This window comes from Flavobacterium sp. KH_001 (genome assembly GCF_057840745.1).
On sequence record NZ_CM174520.1, the window covers coordinates 564895 to 588372 of the forward strand.

Below are 23478 nucleotides of genomic sequence, written 5' to 3' on the forward strand. Positions count from 1 at the left end.
GCTTTAAATTTTTGGCACGAAAATCACATTAAGACTAACAAATCATCAAATATGTGAAACATTATTGCTGGTAAAAGTAACAAAAATAGAGCGCTAACAACTATATTGTGAATTATCTTAATTTCGAATTTGTTTCTATTACATCGGCAATAAAAATTATTAAAAAACAGAAACCGGTACGTGTAATTCGTAAAATAATATTTAACACATAGAAACATAGTTTTTCTTTGTCTAAAAAGAAAATTGAAAGAAACTTGTTTCCAACACATAGACAGCGCTATGTGTTTTAAAAAAAGTGAAACGCCTTTTTTAAGTTTACAAAATCTATGTTTCTATGTGTTAATATAAATTATGCGCATCAATTAAAAACATCAATCTAAAACAACAATTATGATCAGCATTACAAAACTTTCAAAAATTTTTAGAACTGAAGAAATAGAAACAAATGCATTAAGCGAAATTTCATTAAACATCAATCAGGGCGATTTTGTATCCATCATGGGACCATCAGGTAGCGGAAAATCAACTTTACTAAATATAATTGGTTTGTTGGACAGTGCTTCAGGCGGAAGTTATCAGTTACTAGGTCAGGAAATGATTGGCACTAAAGAAAAAGCAAAATCAAAAGCCAGAAAAGAAAACATCGGTTTCATCTTTCAGAACTTTAATTTAATTGATGAACTATCGGTGTTTGATAATATTGAATTGCCATTGATTTACAACGATGTTCCATCGGCTGAAAGAAAGAAAAAAGTAAACGAGATTGCCAACAAATTAGGTATTTCGCACCGTTTGAAACATTACCCACAACAACTTTCAGGAGGTCAGCAACAACGTGTGGCGGTTGCAAGAGCCTTAATTAACGATCCGAAAATTATTTTGGCAGATGAGCCAACAGGAAACCTGGACAGTAAAAACGGAAATGAAGTAATGGAATTACTAACCGATTTACACGCCAACGGGGCAACCATTTTGATGGTAACACACTCCGATTACGATGCTTCTTTTTCTCAAAAAACCATTTTGATGAAAGACGGAATTATACTTTCAGAAAAAACTAACAATAGAAATGTTGACGTTTTGGTAGCTGCTTCAAAAAACTAGAATCATGCTAAAAAACTGGATCAACATATTTATTTACCACATCAAAAACAACAAGCTTTTTACGGCTTTGAATATTTTGGGTTTGAGTATTGGAATCGCCGGACTGATTTTTGCCATTTTGTACTGGAATGAGGAACAAAGTTATAATGACTGGAATCCGAATAAAGAAGTCGTTTTTCAATCTATAAGCCAGGTGAGTCCAACTAATTTTTGGGCAAGCAATGTCGCTTCATTTGAAGATTACTTTAAAACCGATTTCAAAGAAATTGAAAGTTATTGTTATTTGGACAGTTGGTATAACGAAAAACCGCTTCGATACGAAAACAAAAAAGGCAGTTTTAAAATCATCGATGCTCAAAAAACTTTTTTCGAAATGTTTCCATTTCCTTTTCTAAAAGGAAATGCCAGGACTGCATTAAAAGACAAAACAAGCATTGCTATTTCTGAGCAAACCGCCATAAATCTCTTTGGAAATACCAATGCAATTGGCAAAACCGTTACCTATGACAATAAAAAACTGGTTGTTACGGGTATTTATACCATTCCTGGAAAATCGTCTTTAGCTCCGGAAGCTGTTATCAATCTTATAGACGAAAGATTGCCTCTTGAAAAAGACAGTTGGGGAAGTTTTACTGCCGGATTATTATTGAAATTAAAAAATCCTGCTGACAAACAAAAAGTAATAGATAAAATGGAAAATCTATTATACCAAAACCGTACTGTAAGATTTGCCCGCGAGCAGGGACTTACTGTTGCTGAATGGGAGAAAAAAAATGGTGGCAGCGATATAAAAATATTTCTGGAATCCTTAAAGGAAGCCCGTTTACATTCGATTGTAGATGGATACGCCGAAGGACTGGGCAATTATCAATTTTTGATAATTATGATGGCATTATCTGTTTTGATTTTAATCTTATCGATATTTAATTATATAAACTTAGCAACTGCAAACGCTATAAAAAGAGCGAAAGAAGTTGGAGTTCGAAAAATCATTGGCGCATCAAAAACCAATATTGTACTTCAATTTATTTTTGAGACCGTTATAATTACTTCATTTTCCATACTGTTATCATTAGTCATTGTAGAATTATCGCTGCCGTACTATAATAATTTTTTAGAAAAAAAATTAAGCATTACCGGAAATGAATTTTTTCTTGAAGTAATTGTCATTTTTGTTATTACTGTAATTCTTGCCGGTGTATTTCCAGCCATTTATATTTCGAATTTTGAAACTTTGAAGGTACTCAAAGGAAATTTCGGAAGGAGCAAAAACGGTATTTGGCTCCGCAATGGAATGCTGATTTTACAATTTTCAATTGCCTCTTTTTTTATTGTAGGATCTTACATTGTATCTGAACAGGTAAACTATTTAAATCAACGAGATTTAGGTTTTAGAGGCGATCAGGTTTTGGAAATCAACTACAAAAAGCCAAATTTTGATCCTAATGATCCAAAAGCAGAAAAGAATTTATACAGAAGATACGAAACGCTTAAACAAGAAATTGCCAAAATTAAAGGCGTCTCTCAAGTAAGTACAGGAGCCTTTTCGTTTGTAACCGGAGGTGCTACTTCAGCAACTTTTACTTATCATGATAAAAATATCCAGAGTTATAATATGGCTGTTGACTTTGGAATGCTCGAAATGCTAAAGATCAAAATGACTCAGGGCCGCTATTTTGATAACCGAATTGCATCTGACAGTATAAATACCATGATGATTAATGAAACGGCCATGAAACAAATGAATGAAAAAAATCCGGTTGGTAAGATTATAAACTGGAATGATCATAAACTCAAAATTATTGGTGTTGTAAAAGATTTTAATCTTTGGGGACCAAAAGCTGAAATTCCGCCAATGGTGTTTTTTCATCTTAACACTATCGATTGGATGAATGTCAATGTCAATCATATTTTTGTAAAAGTAGGTCCAAACGAAATGCAGCATACTATTTCGGAACTCGAAAAATTCTGGACAAAAAATATTGATGCAGATTCCCCTTTTAAATATGATTTTGTAGATAAGGCCTATGCCCGACATTATAAGGAGTATATAAATCAGAAAAACCTTTTTTCATTATTGAATGTAATTGTAATTCTTATTGCACTTTTTGGACTTTTCGCTCTGGCTTCTTATTCAATACAAAGTCGAATGAAAGAAATTGCCATTAGAAAAACCTTAGGCATCGAAACAACTGTTTTACTCAAAGAGCTTTCCAAACAATACATTATTTTCTGTCTCATTGGATTTTTGATTGCACTTTTTCCTGTTTATTATTTATTGAACAAATGGCTGGAAGATTTTGTTTTTAGAATTGACATATCTATTTATCCATTTCTAGCAGGATTCGTGATTTTGCTTTTCTTAACCTTGCTTGTAGTACTTACCAGAGCTTATCAAGCTACAAAAGTCGATGTATTAAAATATTTAAAATACGAGTAACATGCTAAAGAACTGGACTAACATATTTATATACCACATCAAAAACAACAAGCTTTTTACAAGTTTGAATGTTTTGGGTTTGGGAATTGGAATTGCGGGATTGATTTTCGCTATTCTGTATTGGAATGAGGAACATTTGTACGATGAATGGAATCCGGAAAAAGATAAAATTTATGCTGTTTTAAATGACATTGGCAGTGGTAATGTTTGGGCTGTAAATTCGCCTATACCAGCTCCAATCTTAAAATCAACTTCTTCTGCTTTGCAGGAATATTGCTATTTCAATACTTTTTACACTAAAGAAACGATACAATGTAATGGCAAAACAGAACTGGTAGATAAAATTTTCTCGGCACAAAGTAATTTCTTTTCTTTCTTCCCTTTTGAATTTATTCAGGGAAGCGGAAAAAGTGCTATCCATGATCGTAACAGTATCGCTTTATCTGAAAAAACAGTTTCCCGTTTGTTCAAAAATGAAAACCCAATGGGCAAACAGGTTAAATACGCTGAGAAATATTTCGTTGTTCGTGGCGTTTATCGCTTATCTGAAAAATCTTCTGTAATGCCGGCTGCTGTTACCTCTATAATCGAGGAAGACCTGGAAAGAAACAAAGAAAACTGGGGGTTTAGCTACGGTTTAATGCTAAAATTAAAAAAGCAAAGCGATACGACTGCTGTCCTCAAAGATCTAAATGAAATCTACGTCGAGCATAACTACAAAAAACAGGCAAAGGACGAAGGTATTAGTTATGAAATGTATTTAAAAAAGTATGGATACGTCACCAAAGCGAAATTACTTCCGTTTGCCGGTTCACGACTTTTTCAGGGAAATTACCCTTTTCCAGAAGGAACTGCAAATCTCCAATTTTTAAGGATCTTAATGGGATTATCCATTCTTATTTTGTTGCTGTCGATTGTAAATTATATTAATCTCGCTACCGCAAATGCTATAAAACGTGCCAAAGAAGTTGGAGTAAGAAAAATTGTGGGTGCTACAAAACCACAAATTATTACCCAATTTGTATTTGAAACTACTTTAATTACATTGTTTTCGCTCTTATTGGCCTTGGTAATCGTTGAACTTTCATTGCCTTTTTACAATTCACTTTTAAGCAAGAATCTAATTCTGGAAGGTTCTCAGTTTTATTTGCAACTGATATTCATTTTTGTAATTGTCATCTTAGTTTCCGGAGTTTTGCCTGCCATCTATATTTCAAATTTTGAACCTTTGAAGGTTTTAAAAGGAAACTTCTCGCGAAGTAAAAATGGAATCTGGCTCAGAAACGGAATGCTCGTTTTGCAATTTGCTATTGCGACCTTTTTTATCATTGGATCCTTTATTGTGTACCAACAGGTAAACTTTATGGCGCAGAAAGATTTAGGTTTCAAAGGAGCGCAAGTGATGGATATTTCTTTTAAACCTAAAAGAGGTCAGAAGCAATTTGAAAGATACAAAACAATCAAACAAGAACTTTTAAAAATAAAAGGTGTTCAGGCTGTGTCTGCAGGAGTATTTTCTATTGGAACGAATATTAATTCTTGGTCTGGTTTACATTATAAAACCAATAAGGAAGTTATAACGCAACAAATGGCTATTGATTTTGGAATGCTCGATGTTTTAGGAATTCCGATAATAAAAGGGAGAGACTTGTCAAGCAAATTTGCCTCAGACAGTATCAACAGTATTTTACTGAATGAAACTGCGGCTAAAACATTGTTGGAAAAGGATCCAATAAACAAGGAAGTTCTTTGGGATGGTCAAAAATTCAAAGTGATTGGGATTGTAAAAGACTTCCATTATTTTGGGCTTGATAACCAAATTTCTCCCATGGTTTTTTTACATATCACGGCAATCGAAAGAATGGAGAAAGATTTACAAAATATCTCTGTAAAAATTGCACCTCAGGAAATGCCCGAGACGATCGCTGCCATCGATAAATTCTGGACAACTAAAGTCAATACGGAATATCCATTCGAATTCAACTTCGTCGACAGAAACTTTGCCAGGACTTATAAAAAATATCAGGATCAAAGTCAGTTATTTTCACTCTTAAACGGAATTGTAATTCTGATTGCCGTTTTCGGATTGTTTGCTTTAGCTTCCTTTTCTATGGAAAGAAGATTGAGAGAAATTGCCATCAGAAAAACTTTAGGAGCAGAAACCAATATATTACTGAAAGAATTATCTAAACAATATGTGATTTTCTGTTTGATTGGTTTTATGATCGGAATAATTCCCGCCTTTCTTTTATTGCGAAAATGGCTTGAAAATTTTGCTTTCAGAATTGACATTCCTGCACTCCCCTTCTTTGTCGCCCTTATTGCGTTAATGCTCCTAACCTTAACAATTGTACTGGCAAAAGCTTACCAGGTAACCAAAATTGATGTTCTTAAATACTTAAAATACGAGTAAAATGCTAAAAAACTGGATCAACATATTTATTTATCACTTCAAAAACAACAAGTTCTTTACGGCCTTAAATGTTTTAGGATTATCAATAGGAATCGCGGGATTAATATTCGCATTACTTTACTGGAACGACGAACAAAGTTACAATGCCTGGAATCCTGAAAAAGAGAATGTTTATCAGGTTTTGGTTCAACTAAGCGATACACCCGTCGGGTCAGATTGTGCCTTATTCCTAAAACCGACTTTAGACCAGGATCCAAATGTTAAATCTATACTATATGCTGATTCCTGGTATCAAAAGGATAAAATTATTTACAAAGGAAAAAAGGAATTTGTAGATAAAATTATTAATGTCGAACAAAACTTCTTTTCTTTTTTTCCTTTCAAAATTATTAAAGGTGATTCCATTTCAGCTATAAAAGATGATTCGAGCATTGCTATTTCAGATATTACGGCTAAAAGGATTTTTGGAAATGAAAACCCCATTGGAAAACAAATAAAATGTTTTGACCAGCTGTTTTCTGTAAGGGCCGTGTACCATATTCCAGGAAATTCTTCGATTGCGCCAAATGTCATCGTCAATAGAATGAAACAATATACAACTGCCGGATTGACTGGTCCGTTTCTTTTAAAGTTATTATTAAAAGTAAAAGACCCATCAAAAGCTGACCTTACAAGACAGAAACTCGAAAGACTTTATAACCACGATTTTATTGCGAAAATTGCCAAAGAAGCTGGTTTTACAGTCGAAGTTATGACTAAAAAAGTGGGGCATTTTACAGTTATTCTTGAACCTTTATCAAAAGCCAGATTAAATTCGATAACAGATGGTTATCCTGAAGCACGAGGAAACTATCAGTTTTTGATGATCATGATGGGTTTATCTCTTTTGATTCTCATTTTGTCGATTGTGAATTACATCAATCTCGCAACTGCTAATGCCGTAAAACGAGCGAAAGAAGTTGGCGTCCGTAAAATTTCGGGTGCATCAAAAGGCGATATTGTTAGTCAGTTTCTTTTTGAAACGGTTTTAACCACGACTTTTTCTATTTTACTGGCGCTAGTAATTGTAGAGTTGACTTTGCCATATTACAACAACTTTTTAAACAAAAACATTGTACTTCTTGCCAGTCAGTTTTATATACAATTGCTATTGATTTTTATCATTACAATTTTGGCGGCAGGATTATTTCCAGCCATTTATATATCCAATTTCGAAACTTTTAAAGTTTTGAAAGGAAATTTCGGAAGAAGTAAAAACGGTATCTGGCTGCGTAACGGAATGCTTATTTTTCAGTTTGCCATTGCTGCCTTTTTTATTATTGGCTCCAATATCGTATACCAGCAAATTAAATATTTACAGACTAAAGATTTGGGTTTTAAGGGCGATCAGGTAATTTCGCTTTCTTTAAATTTTCCATCGATTGATTACCAGGGAGAAAATGCAGCCCAAAATATTTACGACAAATACAACATCATAAAACAGCAGCTCAGCAAAATTAAAGGAGTCGAACAAATCTCCACTGGCCTTATTGCGTTTGATGGTTCAGACAATTCTATATCCGGGGTTTTATACAATGATGAACTTTTTAAAGAACGCGTTATCCCTTTAGATTTTGGCATGTTTGAAATGTTGAACATCAAAATAATTAAAGGGAGAAATTTTGATAGAAAACTTGCTTCAGACACTATAAATTCTGTGATCATAAACGAAAGCGCATTAAAATTAATGAACCTTAAAGATCCTCTTGGCAAGGAACTTGTAATTAGAGAACAGAAATTAAAAATAATTGGTATTGTACAGAATTTTAGCTTATTAAGTCCTGAATCAAAAGCGCCGCCAATTGCTTTTTACAATATCAAAATGTTTGGTATGACGCAGAACATTAACAAAGTTTATGCAAAACTAAAACGGGATGATCTGGAAAATACGATTGCCGATATCCAAAAATTATGGTCGAAAGTCGATACCGAATATCCATTTCAATATGATTTCGTAGATAAAGAATATGCGAGAACCTATGAATCATATGTAAAGCAAAAAAACTTGTTTTCACTGCTAAACATTGTGGTAATTCTAATTGCGCTTTTTGGTTTATTCGCCTTAGCATCGTATTCGATACAAAGACGAATGAAAGAAATCGCCATCAGAAAAACGCTCGGCGCCGACACAAATGTTCTACTAAAAGAATTATCCAAACAATATATTTTGTATTGTACCATTGGCTTTATAATCGCGTTGTTTCCTGTTTATTATTTACTGAACAAATGGCTGGAGAATTTTGCTTTTAGAATAGACATTAGCATATTTCCATTTATTCTCGGATTCATCATTTTATTAATTCTGACTTTAATCATTGTACTTTCAAGAGCTTATTCAGCTACAAAAACTGATGTTTTGCAGTATTTGAAATATGAATAAGAACATCTTCTAAAGTAAAACACTCCATTAGTGATAATGGAGTGTTTTTTGGTTTATGAGATGACTTATTATAAAAACATAAGTTTATAATTAAATTCTTTACTTTTACTTTAATACAAATATTTACTCTAAACAGAATAGATGAATAAAATAATTCTTTATATCGTTTTTGTTTTTGCTTTTTCTAACTGTCAAAAAAAAAAGAAGAAACCAATATTGCTTCTGAAGAAATTAAAAATATCAATGAAATTGTTGAAGCAATAATAATTCAGGACAGTTTGAATGTATTTTCTAAAAGTGAAGATTCTACAATGTTTTGTAACGAACTTAGGAGATTAAATATCTATATTCCAGAAAAAAGGAATGATGGATTAACTCCCCCACCTCCTCCTCCTCCAGATATGTATATTACCGAGTTAATAAATAGTACGATAAAAGGAGAAAGTTTTTTTTCATCTAAAGATTCTTTATATCTATTAAAACAAAATTCAAATCTGAAAAAACTAAAAATTGAAAAGGATTTTATTAATAGAGTAAACACTATTACAATTGAAAAATTAGAAACACAGTATAAAAAAGGTCAGCGAATTAGATTTTATGAAATGACTATTCCTGTTTTCTCTCTTGACAAACAAAAAGCATATGTTCAATTAGGCTATCATTGTGGACGCCTTTGTGGAAGTGGAAAGGCTATTTATTTGAAAAAAATAAATAGAAAATGGAAGATCATTACAAAATGGGAAACGTGGATAAGTTAGACATATGAAAAGACTTAAATTAACATATATAATTCAAAAACTCCATTATTGCTAATGGAGTTTTTTGATTTTATATTTGAGATTTAAACACTTCTCTCCTATGGAGCTTTTAATAAATGGTTACTTTTTCTTCAATTTCTACATAGTTTAGTCAATCCAATTGCCTCTTGCAGGGTCGAATTTTCAAAAATGTTAATGTGCATCAATTCGATTATTCGTCTTATTTAATGTACATCATTGATTAAAGCGCGATCCAAATGCACGTATCCTCCATCAACAAAAACAAATTGTCCTGTTGTGTGCGATGAACGATCAGAAATAATAAAAAGTGCTGTATCTGCAATTTCTTCTGTCTGGGTCATTCTTCCTTTTAACGGAATACTTTTATTGATTTTTTTCAAAACAACTTCTCCATCCGGTAATGTTTTAATCCAGTCTTCATATGCTGGAGTATAACTTTCGGCAATAATAATGGCGTTGGAACGAATTTCATATTGAATTAAATCAACTGCCCATTCTCTGGTCAATCCTAAAACTCCACCTTTAGCAGCAGCATAACCTGAAGTTCCTCCTTGCCCGGTCAAAGCAACTTTAGAACCAATATTCAGGATATTTCCTTTTGATTTTTTTAGATAAGGAAGTGCGTATTTCACTAAAAGAAAATAACTTACTACATTTAGTTTCAAAGAATTCATGAATTCCTCGTATGTCGAATCTAAACCAGCACCGTCATTTACACCAACATTGTTAATTACAGCATCGATTCTTCCGTATTTTGTAACTATAGTTTTAACAGCGTTTTCGATTTCAACAGGATCGGTAACATCTGTTTGTACAAACAAAGCATCTATTCCTTTCTTTTGAAGAGCTTGAGCATAACCAAAACCTCTGCTATTTCTGTCTACTAATACCGGAATTGCACCTTCATCAGCCAATCGGTTAATAATAGTTTCTCCAATACTGCCTTGTTTTCCTGCCGAACCCGACACGACAACAATTTTATCTTTTAAATTTAAATCCATTTTTGTGGTTATTAAGGTGTCTAGTGAAACCCGACAGTCCCGAAACCTCGGGATAAAAAATCTGTCGGATATCCTGTAGATAATACTTTATTCTATCTCAATCAACGCTTTAATTACATTATTTTTTGGATCAATTAATTGTCCAAAATCAGTAATCATTTCTGAGAAACTTGTTCTGTGTGTAATGTATTTTTTCGGATCAATCTTTCCGTTTTTAAGACATTCCATTACATATTCAAAATCTTCAATGGTGGCATTTCTGCTACTCATTAAAGTGGATTCTCTTTTATGGAAATCAGGATGACTGAAACTCAATTCACCTTTTTGAAGTCCAACCAAAACAAATCGGCCACCATGAGAAATGTAGTTAAAAGCGCTGTTCATCACTTTTTGGTTTCCGGTTGCATCAATCACAACATTAGCCATATCGCCATTTGTAATTTCTGCTAATTTTTGAGCCACATCATCGTGTAATGGATTTATAGTTTCATCAGCATTTAGTTCGTCTTTACAAAAACCTAATCTATATTCGTTGATATCCATCACGATTACTTTAGCCCCGGCAATTTTAGCAAACTGGATCAATCCGATACCAATTGGACCAGCACCCATTACTAAAACGGCATCAGTAGGTTTGACTGCTGCTCTTCGTACTCCGTGCGCTGCAATCGCTAATGGTTCAACTAATGCTAATTGATCATAATCCAAGCCTTGACCGTGAAGTAAATATTGCTCCGGAATGGTTACATATTCTGCCATACCACCATCAATATGAACTCCAAAAACTTTAATATTAACACAACAATTGGTTAGTCCGTTTCTGCAGGCAACACATTTTCCACAATTAAAGTATGGAATAAAAGTTACTTTATCGCCCGGTTCAAAACCTTTTGCATTTCCTTTTATATATTCTGCAGCAAGTTCATGGCCTAGAATTCTTGGGTATTCGAAATAAGGTTGTGTCCCTCCAAAAGCATGAATATCGGTACCACAAATTCCAATTCTTTTAATCTTCAATAAAACTTCACCTTCTTTTGGTTCCGGAATTGTCTTCTCTCTTAGAATAAACTCTTGCGGTTTTTCGCATACTATAAATTTCATAGAATTTTCTTTTAAATTATTTCAAAATAAATAAATGTAAAAAACACAATTACAAAAATATATTTTAATATTAATATTTTTAGATATATTTCTGTGGAATTTTCCCAAAATGGCTAGACTTAATACATTATCACACTTTTCGTGAAATTTGTCGAAAAAAGCTAACTTCAGGATGCTTCAAAATAGCACAAGCAAATCTTTTTTGACTCAATCTGATTTCTGATTTTAGAAAATCAGATTACTCATGCTACTTAAAACGCGTTTATCTAATCAAAAAATCCTTTAATAATTCCACGTTTGGATTCTTTAATAAAATTTAGAATAACATCGCGCTCTATTGTTCGTTCAAAATTTTGTTCAATTAAATTTAAAGCACTTGTGGTATTTCTTTTTTCCAGAAAAATGACTCGGTAAATATCTTTTATCTCGTTAATCTTATCAACTTCAAAACCTCTCCTTTTTAGTCCAACTACATTTAAACCACAATAAGACAAAGGTTCCCGCGAGACTAAAACGTAAGGAGGAATATCTTTTACAATCCGGTTCATTCCACTAATCATAGAATGTTCTCCAATAATCGAAAACTGATGAATAGCAGTCAGGCCACTAATATTAGCCCAATCTCTCACCAGAACTTCACCAGCCATTCCAACATTAAATCCAATAATACAGTTATTCCCGATAAAACAATCATGTCCAATATGAGCGTTTGACATCAATAAATTATTGTTGCCAATAGTAGTTTTCCCTTTAGATGACGTTCCTTTGTTAACCGTTACAAACTCCCGAATAATGTTATCGTTTCCAATTTCCAATAAAGTATTCTCACCTCTGTATTTTAGATCTTGCGGAATACCTCCTAGTATAGCTCCAGAATGTATTTGGCAATTTTCACCAATCCTTGTTCCATTAAGAATAGAAACATTATTTCCTATCCGGCAATTATCACCAATAACTACATTATCTTCAATTGTACTAAAATTACCAATATGAACATTATTGCCAATTATAGCTTTTTTTCCTATTACTTTATTTCTTTTCAATTATCATTTATTTAAAAGCAAATGTGGCTAAAAAGCAAATGATTTTTATTGATCTAAAGTCAATTAATTGATGCGCGAATTCTACTTAAAGTTTCCTGACTTACACCAATTAATGAGGCAATATGTTTTATTTTACTTTTTAAAATCATCTGTGGAAACGATTCTACAAGATAAGTATATTTCTCCTGTGCACTCATTTGCCCAAATAGATGATGAAATTCATTAATCTTAGAGAGATAAAGTCTAAGCTGTTTAATATGAAACTTTAAGAATAACGGATATTCTAAGAGAATTAATTCATCCGAATGGGATAAAGAATATAAAATAGTCTCTTCGCAAGCTTGGAAGCTTTCAAATGAAGGTTTCTGCTCAAAAAAACTACTTAATGATGTTACGAATTGATTATCGGTATAGATCCATTTTGTAACATCAGTTCCTTCTTCAAGGCAAAATCGTCGAATAGCGCCAGATTCAATAAAATATACTTTCCTGCATATTTTACCTTCCTTAACAATGAATTCACCTTTTTTAAACTTTTCTACAACAAAATATTTCTCTATTGCTTTTTTTGTTTCTGGATCCAGTTCTTGAAAGCTGTTAATAACTATAATTAATTCAATCATATCTAAACAAGTTTCCAGCTAATTTACCACTATAATTAAGAATGTATTTTAAAATTATCAAACAAGATGATAATTCTGCTCAATTAATTTAATCCTTTACAAGAAAAAAGTTTAAAATAATTTCGAAATAAAAAAATAATGAAGTAGATATTAATTTGCGCGTTTCCCTCCGGGTCAGGCTGTCCGCTATATCTTTTGTATAGGTATTTTGATTTAGAAAGAAGTTTAAGATATCGCAATATCATGCCGCTGCCATCCCTAACGCGGTTTCGGGTAAACGAGAACTACCGTTTTCAGAAGAATTAAGTAAGAGGATACACCAGTTCGCCACAAAAAAACCTTTGCGAACTTAAACAGGTATGTTGTACACACCGATAATAAAAACCTTTGCTTTGTTTGCGGTAAAAACATAAAGTATTGTAAAACAAAAAACCCCGTTTCGTTAGAAACAGGGTTTTAAAAAGAAAGGCGACGACATACTCTCCCACATAACTGCAGTACCATCTGCGCAGGCGGGCTTAACTACTCTGTTCGGGATGGGAAGAGGTGAGCCCCGCCGCAATAACCACCTTAAGGTCGTTTTGCAATGGGTATTCCGATTTATCGGAACAACATTACACAATATCTTAACATACTGAGATAAAGAAAAAAGTATTGATTTAGAAAGTTTCTTCTCCCGACCGGAGTCGGGAGAAAAGGGTGTACATAAGCTTACGGATTATTAGTACTACTCGACTATGACATTACTGCCTTTACATCTATAGCCTATCAACGTGGTCATCTTCCACGATCCTTAAAAGAAATCTCATCTTGTGGTGGGTTTCGCGCTTATATGCTTTCAGCGCTTATCCCTTCCAAACGTAGCTACTCTGCGGTGCCCCTGGCGGGACAACAGATACACTAGAGGTTTGTCCAATTCGGTCCTCTCGTACTAGAATCAGATCCACTCAAATTTCTAACGCCCACAGTAGATAGAGACCGAACTGTCTCACGACGTTCTGAACCCAGCTCGCGTGCCACTTTAATGGGCGAACAGCCCAACCCTTGGGACCTTCTCCAGCCCCAGGATGTGACGAGCCGACATCGAGGTGCCAAACCCCCCCGTCGATATGAGCTCTTGGGGGAGATCAGCCTGTTATCCCCGGCGTACCTTTTATCCTTTGAGCGATGGCCCTTCCATGCGGAACCACCGGATCACTATGCTCTACTTTCGTACCTGATCGACCTGTATGTCTCTCAGTCAAGCTCCCTTATGCCATTGCACTCTACGCACGGTTACCAAGCGTACTGAGGGAACCTTTAGAAGCCTCCGTTACTCTTTTGGAGGCGACCACCCCAGTCAAACTACCCACCAAGCAATGTCCCCCACAATATGGGGTTAGGCCTCAGATAAACAAAGGGTTGTATTTCAACAATGACTCCACAACGCCTGGCGACGCCACTTCACAGTCTCCAACCTATCCTACACATCATTTATCCAAGGTCAATACTAAGCTATAGTAAAGGTGCACAGGGTCTTTTCGTCCCACTGCGGGTAAACGGCATCTTCACCGTTACTACAATTTCACCGAGCTCATGGCTGAGACAGTGTCCAGATCGTTACACCATTCGTGCAGGTCGGAACTTACCCGACAAGGAATTTCGCTACCTTAGGACCGTTATAGTTACGGCCGCCGTTTACTGGGGCTTCAATTCAATGCTTCTCCGAAGATAACATCTCCTCTTAACCTTCCAGCACCGGGCAGGTGTCAGGCCCTATACTTCATCTTACGATTTTGCAGAGCCCTGTGTTTTTGATAAACAGTCGCCTGGACCTCTTCACTGCGGCCCTGTATTGCTACAGGGCGACCCTTCTCCCGAAGTTACGGGTCTATTTTGCCTAATTCCTTAGCCATGAATCTCTCGAGCACCTTAGGATTCTCTCCTCAACTACCTGTGTCGGTTTACGGTACTGGTACTAATTACCTGAAGTTTAGAGGTTTTTCTTGGAAGCCCTTAGGCGCACTATCTCTTTGTCCGAAGACTCCGAGTACTATCGTATTTCCCCAAGCCGCGTGGATTTGCCTGCGCAGCTTATAGGTAGGTACTTCAACGAACTATTCCGTCAGTTCGCGGCGCTTTCATCACTCCGTCACCCCATCACAGTAATTAGTAGTACGGGAATATTAACCCGTTAGCCATCGACTGTCCCTTTCGGGTTCGCCTTAGGACCAGACTAACCCACAGCTGATTAGCATAGCTGTGGAAACCTTAGTTTTTCGGTGTGCGGGTTTCTCGCCCGCATTATCGTTACTTATGCCTACATTTTCTTTTCCAGCCAGTCCAGCATACCTTACGATACACCTTCAACCCTGCTGGAATGCTCCCCTACCACTTACAGTAAACTGTAAATCCATAGCTTCGGTAATACGCTTATGCCCGATTATTATCCATGCTCGTCCGCTCGACTAGTGAGCTGTTACGCACTCTTTAAATGAATGGCTGCTTCCAAGCCAACATCCTAGCTGTCTGGGCAGACAAACCTCGTTCTTTCAACTTAGCGTATATTTGGGGACCTTAGCTGATGGTCTGGGTTCTTTCCCTCTCGGACTTGGACCTTAGCACCCAAGCCCTCACTGCTGAGAAACATTATATAGCATTCGGAGTTTGTCAGGAATTGGTAGGCGGTGAAGCCCCCGCATCCAATCAGTAGCTCTACCTCTATATAACTTAAATTCAGCGCTGCACCTAAATGCATTTCGGGGAGTACGAGCTATTTCCGAGTTTGATTGGCCTTTCACCCCTACCCACAGGTCATCCGAAGACTTTTCAACGTCAACCGGTTCGGACCTCCACTGTGTGTTACCACAGCTTCATCCTGCCCATGGGTAGATCACACGGTTTCGCGTCTAACACTACTGACTAAAGCGCCCTATTCAGACTCGCTTTCGCTACGGATCCGTGGCTTAACCACTTAACCTTGCCAGCAACGTTAACTCGTAGGCTCATTATGCAAAAGGCACGCCGTCACCCCACGAAAGGGCTCCGACCGCTTGTAAGCGTATGGTTTCAGGATCTATTTCACTCCGTTATTCACGGTTCTTTTCACCTTTCCCTCACGGTACTGGTTCACTATCGGTCTCTCAGGAGTATTTAGCCTTAGCGGATGGTCCCGCCAAATTCAGACAGGGTTTCACGTGCCCCGCCCTACTCAGGATACCACTATCTATTATACTCGTTACCCATACGGGGCTATCACCCTCTATGGCGTCACTTTCCAGTAACTTCCGGTTCCTTGTACATAAAATGTCGTGGTCCTACAACCCCAACAATGCCGTAACATCATTGGTTTGGGCTAATCCGCGTTCGCTCGCCACTACTTACGGAATCACTTTTGTTTTCTTCTCCTCCGCCTACTTAGATGTTTCAGTTCAGCGGGTTTGCCCACCTATCGGTGTACTATGTCTTCAACATAGTGGGTTGCCCCATTCAGGTATCTACGGATCAATTCGTGTGTGCCGATCCCCGTAGCTTTTCGCAGCTTATCACGCCTTTCATCGCCTCTGAGAGCCAAGGCATCCCCCATACGCCCTTATTTTGCTTATTGTACCAATCTTAAATTTAATTAAGACCGTTTTTTTTTGTTTTCTACTATAAATAGTAAAAAACGCTTTCTACTTTTTATTATTTTCTTATCTCAATATGTCAATGAACTTTTATTTACTATCTTCACAGTAAATCAGTGGAGAATAACGGAGTCGAACCGTTGACCTCCTGCGTGCAAGGCAGGCGCTCTAGCCAGCTGAGCTAATCCCCCATTTTTCAATCTTAGATTGTAGAATTCAGATTTTAGATTTCTTAATTCTTCTCTAATTTCTTTTGGTGAATTCCAACTTCCAGAATTTCCTTTTTTTAAGTTAAATAGTAGTCCCGGGCAGACTCGAACTGCCGACCCCTACATTATCAGTGTAGTACTCTAACCAGCTGAGCTACGAGACTCTGTTTTACTTAAAATTTATTATTTGAACTAACAGCAAGAGTAAAATAGTCTTAAAATTAAAAACCTATAAAGCTTCTTCTTTTTTCCCCATCGTGTATTAATACTAACAATTGGGGCTCTAGAAAGGAGGTGTTCCAGCCGCACCTTCCGGTACGGCTACCTTGTTACGACTTAGCCCTAGTTACCAGTTTTACCCTAGGCAGCTCCTTGCGGTCACCGACTTCAGGCACCCCCAGCTTCCATGGCTTGACGGGCGGTGTGTACAAGGCCCGGGAACGTATTCACCGGATCATGGCTGATATCCGATTACTAGCGATTCCAGCTTCACGGAGTCGAGTTGCAGACTCCGATCCGAACTGTGACCGGTTTTATAGATTCGCTCCTGGTCGCCCAGTGGCTGCTCTCTGTACCGGCCATTGTAGCACGTGTGTAGCCCAAGGCGTAAGGGCCGTGATGATTTGACGTCATCCCCACCTTCCTCACAGTTTGCACTGGCAGTCTTGTTAGAGTTCCCGACATGACTCGCTGGCAACTAACAACAGGGGTTGCGCTCGTTATAGGACTTAACCTGACACCTCACGGCACGAGCTGACGACAACCATGCAGCACCTTGTAAATTGTCTTGCGAAAGATCTGTTTCCAAACCGGTCAATCTACATTTAAGCCTTGGTAAGGTTCCTCGCGTATCATCGAATTAAACCACATGCTCCACCGCTTGTGCGGGCCCCCGTCAATTCCTTTGAGTTTCATTCTTGCGAACGTACTCCCCAGGTGGGATACTTATCACTTTCGCTTAGCCACTGAAATTGCTTCCAACAGCTAGTATCCATCGTTTACGGCGTGGACTACCAGGGTATCTAATCCTGTTCGCTACCCACGCTTTCGTCCATCAGCGTCAATCCATTAGTAGTAACCTGCCTTCGCAATTGGTATTCCATGTAATCTCTAAGCATTTCACCGCTACACTACATATTCTAGTTACTTCCTAATAATTCAAGTTTAACAGTATCAATGGCCGTTCCACCGTTGAGCGATGGGCTTTCACCACTGACTTATTAAACCGCCTACGGACCCTTTAAACCCAATGATTCCGGATAACGCTTGGATCCTCCGTATTACCGCGGCTGCTGGCACGGAGTTAGCCGATCCTTATTCTTACGATACCGTCAAGCTACTTCACGAAGTAGTGTTTCTTCTCGTATAAAAGCAGTTTACAATCCATAGGACCGTCATCCTGCACGCGGCATGGCTGGATCAGGCTTGCGCCCATTGTCCAATATTCCTCACTGCTGCCTCCCGTAGGAGTCTGGTCCGTGTCTCAGTACCAGTGTGGGGGATCTCCCTCTCAGGACCCCTACCCATCGTAGCCTTGGTAAGCCGTTACCTTACCAACTAGCTAATGGGACGCATGCTCATCTTTTACCGTTGTGACTTTAATTACAAAATGATGCCATTTCGTAATACTATGAGGTATTAATCCAAATTTCTCTGGGCTATCCCTCTGTAAAAGGTAGATTGCATACGCGTTACGCACCCGTGCGCCGGTCTCTAATTCCGAAGAACTATACCCCTCGACTTGCATGTGTTAAGCCTGCCGCTAGCGTTCATCCTGAGCCAGGATCAAACTCTTCATCGTATATTGTTTGTTCTAATAAATCAGAACTAATTATTATTCGAATCAGTCTCTATCGGTTCTTTTATAAATCTCTCGATTATCTTACTCTTTATTCTTTTGCTCTAACATCTCTGTTAAAGCGGCTGTCAATTCAATATGTCTACGAACGTGTTTCAATTTTGTTGCTTTGATTTGTTTCTCAAAGCGGGTGCAAAAGTAGAAAACTTATTTCTAACTGGCAAATGTTTTTTGAAGTTTTTTTTGAAAAATTTTCATTTCAATTTCCTCTTCTTATTTACCAATCTATCAATGAACTTTCCGTGTTTTGCGGGGTGCAAATGTAACATCCTTTTTCAAATCTCACAAGCTTTTTGGAATCTTTTTTTGAAAATATTTTTTCAGTATTAATTCGTATGCTTGTCAGTATTTCAGTGAACGTCTGTCGTTGTTGCGGGTGCAAAAGTAGCACCTTTATTGAGTTCCGCAAGCTTTTAATCGAACTATTTTTGATCTTTTTTAAAACTTTTTCTTAACACTCTGATAACTCAAAACTTAGCTTTTTAACTTTTTTATAATTTATAAGAATATTCCGTAGTACTTGTATTTCTCTCAATTCTTTTATTTCAGAATATGCCATTTTTATGGACTTCACACACTAATACATTCTTTCATGAGAACTTTACAACATATTGTATTACCACCTTTTTTGCCTTTTTCCGCCTTTGCCACCAAGACACCAAGGCACAAAGTCTCTTTTTTCTATTTTCTTCTTACTATTATATATAAGTAGCACTTCTTTTGAAAACAACTCCCCTAGCCCCGATAGTAGCGAAAATCCTTTTGTGGTGGGGTTCACCACAAAAGATTGCAGCGGATAGCGGAAAACAGCTCCTGATTAAAATAATAATTCTTCCCTAAAGAATCCTTCTTATATATAATAGTAGAAATCAATACTCATTAAACACATAAAAAAAGACAAACCCGACAGGCTCTAAGAACTTGTCGGGCTTGGAATCGTTATGTTTTAAATATTAATCGAACCGAATGGCTTTTACCGGCGAGATTCTCGTTATGATATAGGACGGAATTAATAATACCAGGAAACAAATTGTAACGGTTAGTAAATTCAGCAATATTATATAGCCCCAGTTTATATATACCGGTGCTACGTTGACATAATAGTTTTCGGGATTTAAATGGATCACTCCGAACTGCTGCTGAATTAGCAATAGAGAGATACCAACTAAATTCCCCCAGAAGAGTCCTCTTATAATAAGGTAAAATGCATTGTACAAAAATATTTTACGAACTGTCCAGTTATTTGCTCCCAGTGCTTTTAGAATTCCAATCATTTGAGTCCGCTCTAGAATAAGGACCAATAATGCCACTACCATATTAATTGTAGCTACTAGTATCATAACAGCAAGAATAACTATTATATTGAAATCGAAAAGCTGAAGCCAGTCAAAAATGTAACTGTATTTTTCGATTATTGTTTTTGTATCCAGCGTCGATGAAGTTTGCTCGTAAACTTCATCTCCTGTTTCTTTAATTTTGGTAAAGTCTTTCACAAAAACCTCAAAAGCACCGACCTGATCTGGAGCCCATTTATTAATTCTTTGAATGTGGCGAATATCTCCTATAATATAAGTTGCATCGAAATTTTGAAAACCTGAATTAAAAATTCCACTAATTTTAAATCGGCGGCTATTTGGCATTTTGCCTTGCTCTTCTTTTATAAAGAAAGTATTGAATTGATCTCCTACTTTTAAATTTAGACGATCAGCAAGAAATCTCGAAATTATAACCTCTTCATTTAGCTCCTGGGTAAAATCAGGCAATTTGCCCTCTACTAAATATTCTTTTATATTATTCCAATCATAATCGGCACCAACTCCTTTGAAAATAATTCCTTCGAAAGCATTTTCAGTTCGAATGATTCCCGCCTTAGTTGCTATTGCCTGAATATGTTTCACTTCAGGAACTGATTTGAAATTGGGATAAAAATCTTGTTTTTTAGAAATAGGAACCAAAGTTACTTCAGAATTATTATTGTCGTAATTCGAAATAATAACCTGCCCATTGAAAGCAGAAACTTTGTCGCGTATTTTTTGCTGCAAACCAATTCCGGTTGCTACTGAAACTAACATCATAATAATACCAATGGCAATAGCCGAAATGGCAATTTTTATAATTGGTGCCGAAATACTGCTTTTATAATCTTTGGCAGTAATAAGTCTCTTTGCTATAAAATATTCTAGATTCAATTTTTATATTATCTGATTAGTAGTTTAGTCCTTTATTTGGAATTCATCTGCCTTCAAAAATACATTTTAAAAAACAAAAAAGAATTGTTACGAAAAACAATTACAAAACATTTAAGTTCTAAAGTGGTAATTTCTTTTTCATTTCTTCTACTATATTATATGCTGCCGGACAAATGGCAACATTTTTCAAAGTAAGATCTGCAATCTGATGAAACTTTTTACGATCTGTGTGCGGAAATTCCCTGCAGGCTTTTGGACGCACATCGTAAATCATACAATAGTTTTCACTATCCAAAAAAGTACAAGGGACACTTTTGAGAACATAATCTTTGTCCTCATCAATGCGAAGATACTGATCAATAAACTGCTGTGGCTTTTGTCTGAAAGATTTTGAAATTCTTTCAATATCGGCCAAAGTAAACAACGGCCCGGTTGTTTTACAACAATTGGCACATTGCAGGCAATCCGTTTTTTTAAATTCGGCATCATGTAAGTCCTGCATGACGTAATCTAAATTCTTCGGCTGCTTCTTTTTCAGCTTATCAAAATACTTTTTGTTTTCGATATGCTTATCTTTGGCTAACTTATTTAAGTTATTTAAAATTTGTTTCAAGTTTAAAATTTAAAGTTGATTTGCAAAATTAAACAACTTTGAACTTGAAACCTTAAACTTTGAACTAAATTACCATGAAAGATCTTTTTGGAAAAGCGATGTACGATTTTCAGACCAATAATTCGCCTGAAGATATAATAACGGAAACTTCTATTTCTGAAGAAGATGAAATGAGTGTCGATTACTTATTTCGTTCTTATAATGAAATGCCTAAACTGGAACAAAAAGCACTTCAATTAGTCACAGGAAAAACACTTGATGTAGGTTGCGGAGCCGGAAGCCATAGTTTATCATTACAAAATGATCGTAATTTAGAGGTAACTTCAATTGATATTTCGGAGAAAGCAATAGCAACCTGCAAACTTCGCGGTGTTAAAAATGCAAAAGTTCAGAATATATTAGATTTTGAAGGAGAGAAATTCGACACCATTATATTATTAATGAATGGAGTCGGTATTTTTGGAAAATTAGATAACTGCAATAAATATTTATCAAAATTGAAATCGCTTTTGAACCCTGGTGGTCAAATTTTATTAGACAGCTCTGATATTATCTATATGTTTGACGAAGATGAAGACGGAGGAAAATGGATTCCGTCTAATAATGATTACTACGGTGAATTAGTATTTAATATTTCGTACAAAGGAGAAAAAGAAGAACCTTTTGATTGGTTATATCTTGATTATAACACTTTACAAAACGCAGCTATTGCGAATGGACTAAAATGCGAACTTATTTTAGAAGGTGAGCATTACGATTATTTAGCCAGACTTTCAATATAAAAAACATCACTCGACTATTATGGAAGAATTAGATTTAGAGAAATTAAAATTTCCGATTGGGAAATTTGAAGCACCAAGAGCTTTTACACCTGAATATATTTCAGATAGAATTGCTGAAATCGAATCATTTCCTGAAAGCCTAAGAAAAGAAACGCTTCATTTGAATGATGAACAATTAGACACACCGTATCGTCCCGGCGGATGGACGGTTCGTCAGTTAATACATCACTGCGCAGAAAGTCATATGAATTGTTTTATTCGAATTAAATGGGCTTTGACCGAAAATAATCCTGTAATAAAAGCCTATGATGAAACTTTATGGTCTGAATTACCCGATAATTTAAAGATGCCGATTCAACCAACATTAAATTTACTGGAGGGACTACATTACCGTTTAGGTTTTATAATGAAAAATTTATCAGAAACTGATTTAGGAAAATCATTTATCCATCCGGAAAATAATTCTGAATATCAAATTAAACAAATTATCGGAACCTATGCCTGGCATGGAAATCATCATTTAGCACACATTACCACTTTAAAAAAATATAAAAACTGGGACTAAACAAAATTGTTTCTTTTTTACACAGGTATACAAAACAAAAAATCTCTTCAGCTGAAGAGATTTTTTTATTCTATTTAAGGAATATTCAAATATTTATGCGTCTGAAGTGAAACTCTCCATTTTGGATTGTTCATTACATAATCAACAATTAGCGGCGTCATTTCTTCTTTTTTACTCCATTCCGGCTGAAGGAATAGAATAGCATTATCGTTTACCAATTCTGCCTGCTCTTCTGCGAAGATAAAATCATGTTTATTATAAATAATTACTTTTAACTCGTGTGCATTATCATATACGGTTTGAGTAGGTAACTTATTCTTTTTAGGCGAAAGACAAATCCAATCCCAGGTTCCTGAAAGCGGGTAAGCACCTGAAGTTTCTATATGAACTTTTAAATTTTTATCTTTTAATTGCTGTGTCAACAAACTCATGTCCCAGGTTAAAGGCTCTCCACCAGTAATTACGACGGTATCTGCATAACTTGAAGCATTCTTTACAATTAAATCAACACTTGTTGGCGGATGCAATTCTGCATTCCAACTTTCCTTCACATCGCACCAGTGACAACCCACATCGCAACCTCCAATTCTAATAAAATATGCAGCAGTGCCTGTATGAAAACCTTCTCCCTGAATGGTATAAAACTCTTCCATCAAAGGCAACATCGCTCCTTTATTAACTTCTAATTGTATTTCTTTTGATAACATTATTTTATTTTAAAGTGCAAAGATAGT

Annotated in this window: 14 protein-coding genes, 2 tRNA genes and 3 rRNA genes; 7 read left to right on the top strand and 12 right to left on the bottom strand. The window is 36.0% G+C overall.

Translation table 11 applies throughout. From position 1 onward, the window contains the following. Positions 1-390 precede the first annotated feature (390 nt). The 5 genes from AC3ITQ_RS02665 (at position 391) to AC3ITQ_RS02685 (ending at position 9134) form a co-directional block, all read left to right on the top strand. Positions 391-1104 (top strand): ABC transporter ATP-binding protein, encoded by a 714-nt coding sequence (locus tag AC3ITQ_RS02665; protein WP_026983055.1) that lies wholly within the window; start codon positions 391-393, stop codon positions 1102-1104. A 4-nt stretch (positions 1105-1108) separates the two neighbouring features. Next, a complete protein-coding gene (locus AC3ITQ_RS02670) occupies positions 1109-3544 on the top strand; it encodes an ABC transporter permease (RefSeq protein WP_489236707.1) in 2436 nt (811 codons plus the stop codon). A 1-nt stretch (position 3545) separates the two neighbouring features. After that, entirely contained in the window at positions 3546-5957 is a 2412-nt protein-coding gene (locus AC3ITQ_RS02675) for an ABC transporter permease (protein WP_489236708.1), read from the top strand. A 1-nt stretch (position 5958) separates the two neighbouring features. Next, positions 5959-8376: an ABC transporter permease gene (locus tag AC3ITQ_RS02680; protein WP_489236709.1), complete on the top strand. Its 2418-nt coding sequence runs from the start codon at positions 5959-5961 to the stop codon at positions 8374-8376. A 311-nt stretch (positions 8377-8687) separates the two neighbouring features. Further along, complete coding sequence (locus tag AC3ITQ_RS02685; protein WP_489236710.1) at positions 8688-9134, top strand: hypothetical protein; 447 nt, start codon at positions 8688-8690, stop codon at positions 9132-9134. A gap of 224 nt (positions 9135-9358) precedes the next feature. On the opposite strand, the gene AC3ITQ_RS02690 is transcribed toward AC3ITQ_RS02685, so the two are convergent. From AC3ITQ_RS02690 to AC3ITQ_RS02740, 11 genes are all read right to left on the bottom strand, one after another. Next, positions 9359-10156, bottom strand: coding sequence for an SDR family oxidoreductase (locus AC3ITQ_RS02690; RefSeq protein ID WP_489236711.1), 798 nt, complete (start codon positions 10154-10156; stop codon positions 9359-9361). 87 nt (positions 10157-10243) lie between these two features. Then, positions 10244-11257, bottom strand: a complete 1014-nt coding sequence (locus AC3ITQ_RS02695; protein ID WP_489236712.1) for a zinc-binding alcohol dehydrogenase family protein — start codon at positions 11255-11257, stop codon at positions 10244-10246. Positions 11258-11523: 266 nt separating this feature from the next. Then, positions 11524-12300, bottom strand: coding sequence for an acyl-ACP--UDP-N-acetylglucosamine O-acyltransferase (lpxA, locus tag AC3ITQ_RS02700; protein WP_489236713.1), 777 nt, complete (start codon positions 12298-12300; stop codon positions 11524-11526). A 59-nt stretch (positions 12301-12359) separates the two neighbouring features. Continuing rightward, positions 12360-12923: a Crp/Fnr family transcriptional regulator gene (locus AC3ITQ_RS02705; RefSeq protein ID WP_489236714.1), complete on the bottom strand. Its 564-nt coding sequence runs from the start codon at positions 12921-12923 to the stop codon at positions 12360-12362. A gap of 463 nt (positions 12924-13386) precedes the next feature. Further along, positions 13387-13496, bottom strand: a 5S ribosomal RNA gene (rrf, locus tag AC3ITQ_RS02710). A gap of 128 nt (positions 13497-13624) precedes the next feature. Next, positions 13625-16509 (bottom strand): 23S ribosomal RNA (locus tag AC3ITQ_RS02715). Positions 16510-16645: 136 nt separating this feature from the next. Next, positions 16646-16719 (bottom strand) — tRNA-Ala (locus tag AC3ITQ_RS02720). A 108-nt stretch (positions 16720-16827) separates the two neighbouring features. Then, positions 16828-16901, bottom strand: a tRNA-Ile gene (locus AC3ITQ_RS02725). Positions 16902-17024: 123 nt separating this feature from the next. Then, positions 17025-18538: ribosomal RNA gene (locus AC3ITQ_RS02730) — 16S ribosomal RNA — on the bottom strand. Together the 16S, 23S and 5S rRNA genes with 2 tRNA genes alongside form the textbook arrangement of a ribosomal RNA operon. Before the next feature lie 1010 nt (positions 18539-19548). Next, on the bottom strand, positions 19549-20784 hold the full coding sequence (locus AC3ITQ_RS02735) for an ABC transporter permease (RefSeq protein WP_489236715.1): 1236 nt from the start codon (positions 20782-20784) through the stop codon (positions 19549-19551). Between the two features lie 118 nt (positions 20785-20902). Further along, positions 20903-21397, bottom strand: a complete 495-nt coding sequence (locus AC3ITQ_RS02740; RefSeq protein WP_053472553.1) for a YkgJ family cysteine cluster protein — start codon at positions 21395-21397, stop codon at positions 20903-20905. Positions 21398-21471: 74 nt separating this feature from the next. On the opposite strand from AC3ITQ_RS02740, the gene AC3ITQ_RS02745 reads away from it, so the two are divergent. Together AC3ITQ_RS02745 and AC3ITQ_RS02750 are read left to right on the top strand one after the other, a co-directional pair. Beyond that, entirely contained in the window at positions 21472-22179 is a 708-nt protein-coding gene (locus tag AC3ITQ_RS02745) for a class I SAM-dependent methyltransferase (protein WP_489236716.1), read from the top strand. A gap of 19 nt (positions 22180-22198) precedes the next feature. Beyond that, positions 22199-22744 (top strand): YfiT family bacillithiol transferase, encoded by a 546-nt coding sequence (locus AC3ITQ_RS02750; RefSeq protein WP_489236717.1) that lies wholly within the window; start codon positions 22199-22201, stop codon positions 22742-22744. 74 nt (positions 22745-22818) lie between these two features. Here the strand turns inward: AC3ITQ_RS02750 and AC3ITQ_RS02755 are convergent, their stop codons facing one another. Continuing rightward, a complete protein-coding gene (locus AC3ITQ_RS02755) occupies positions 22819-23451 on the bottom strand; it encodes a 7-carboxy-7-deazaguanine synthase QueE (protein ID WP_056187446.1) in 633 nt (210 codons plus the stop codon). Between the last annotated feature and the right edge of the window lie 27 nt (positions 23452-23478).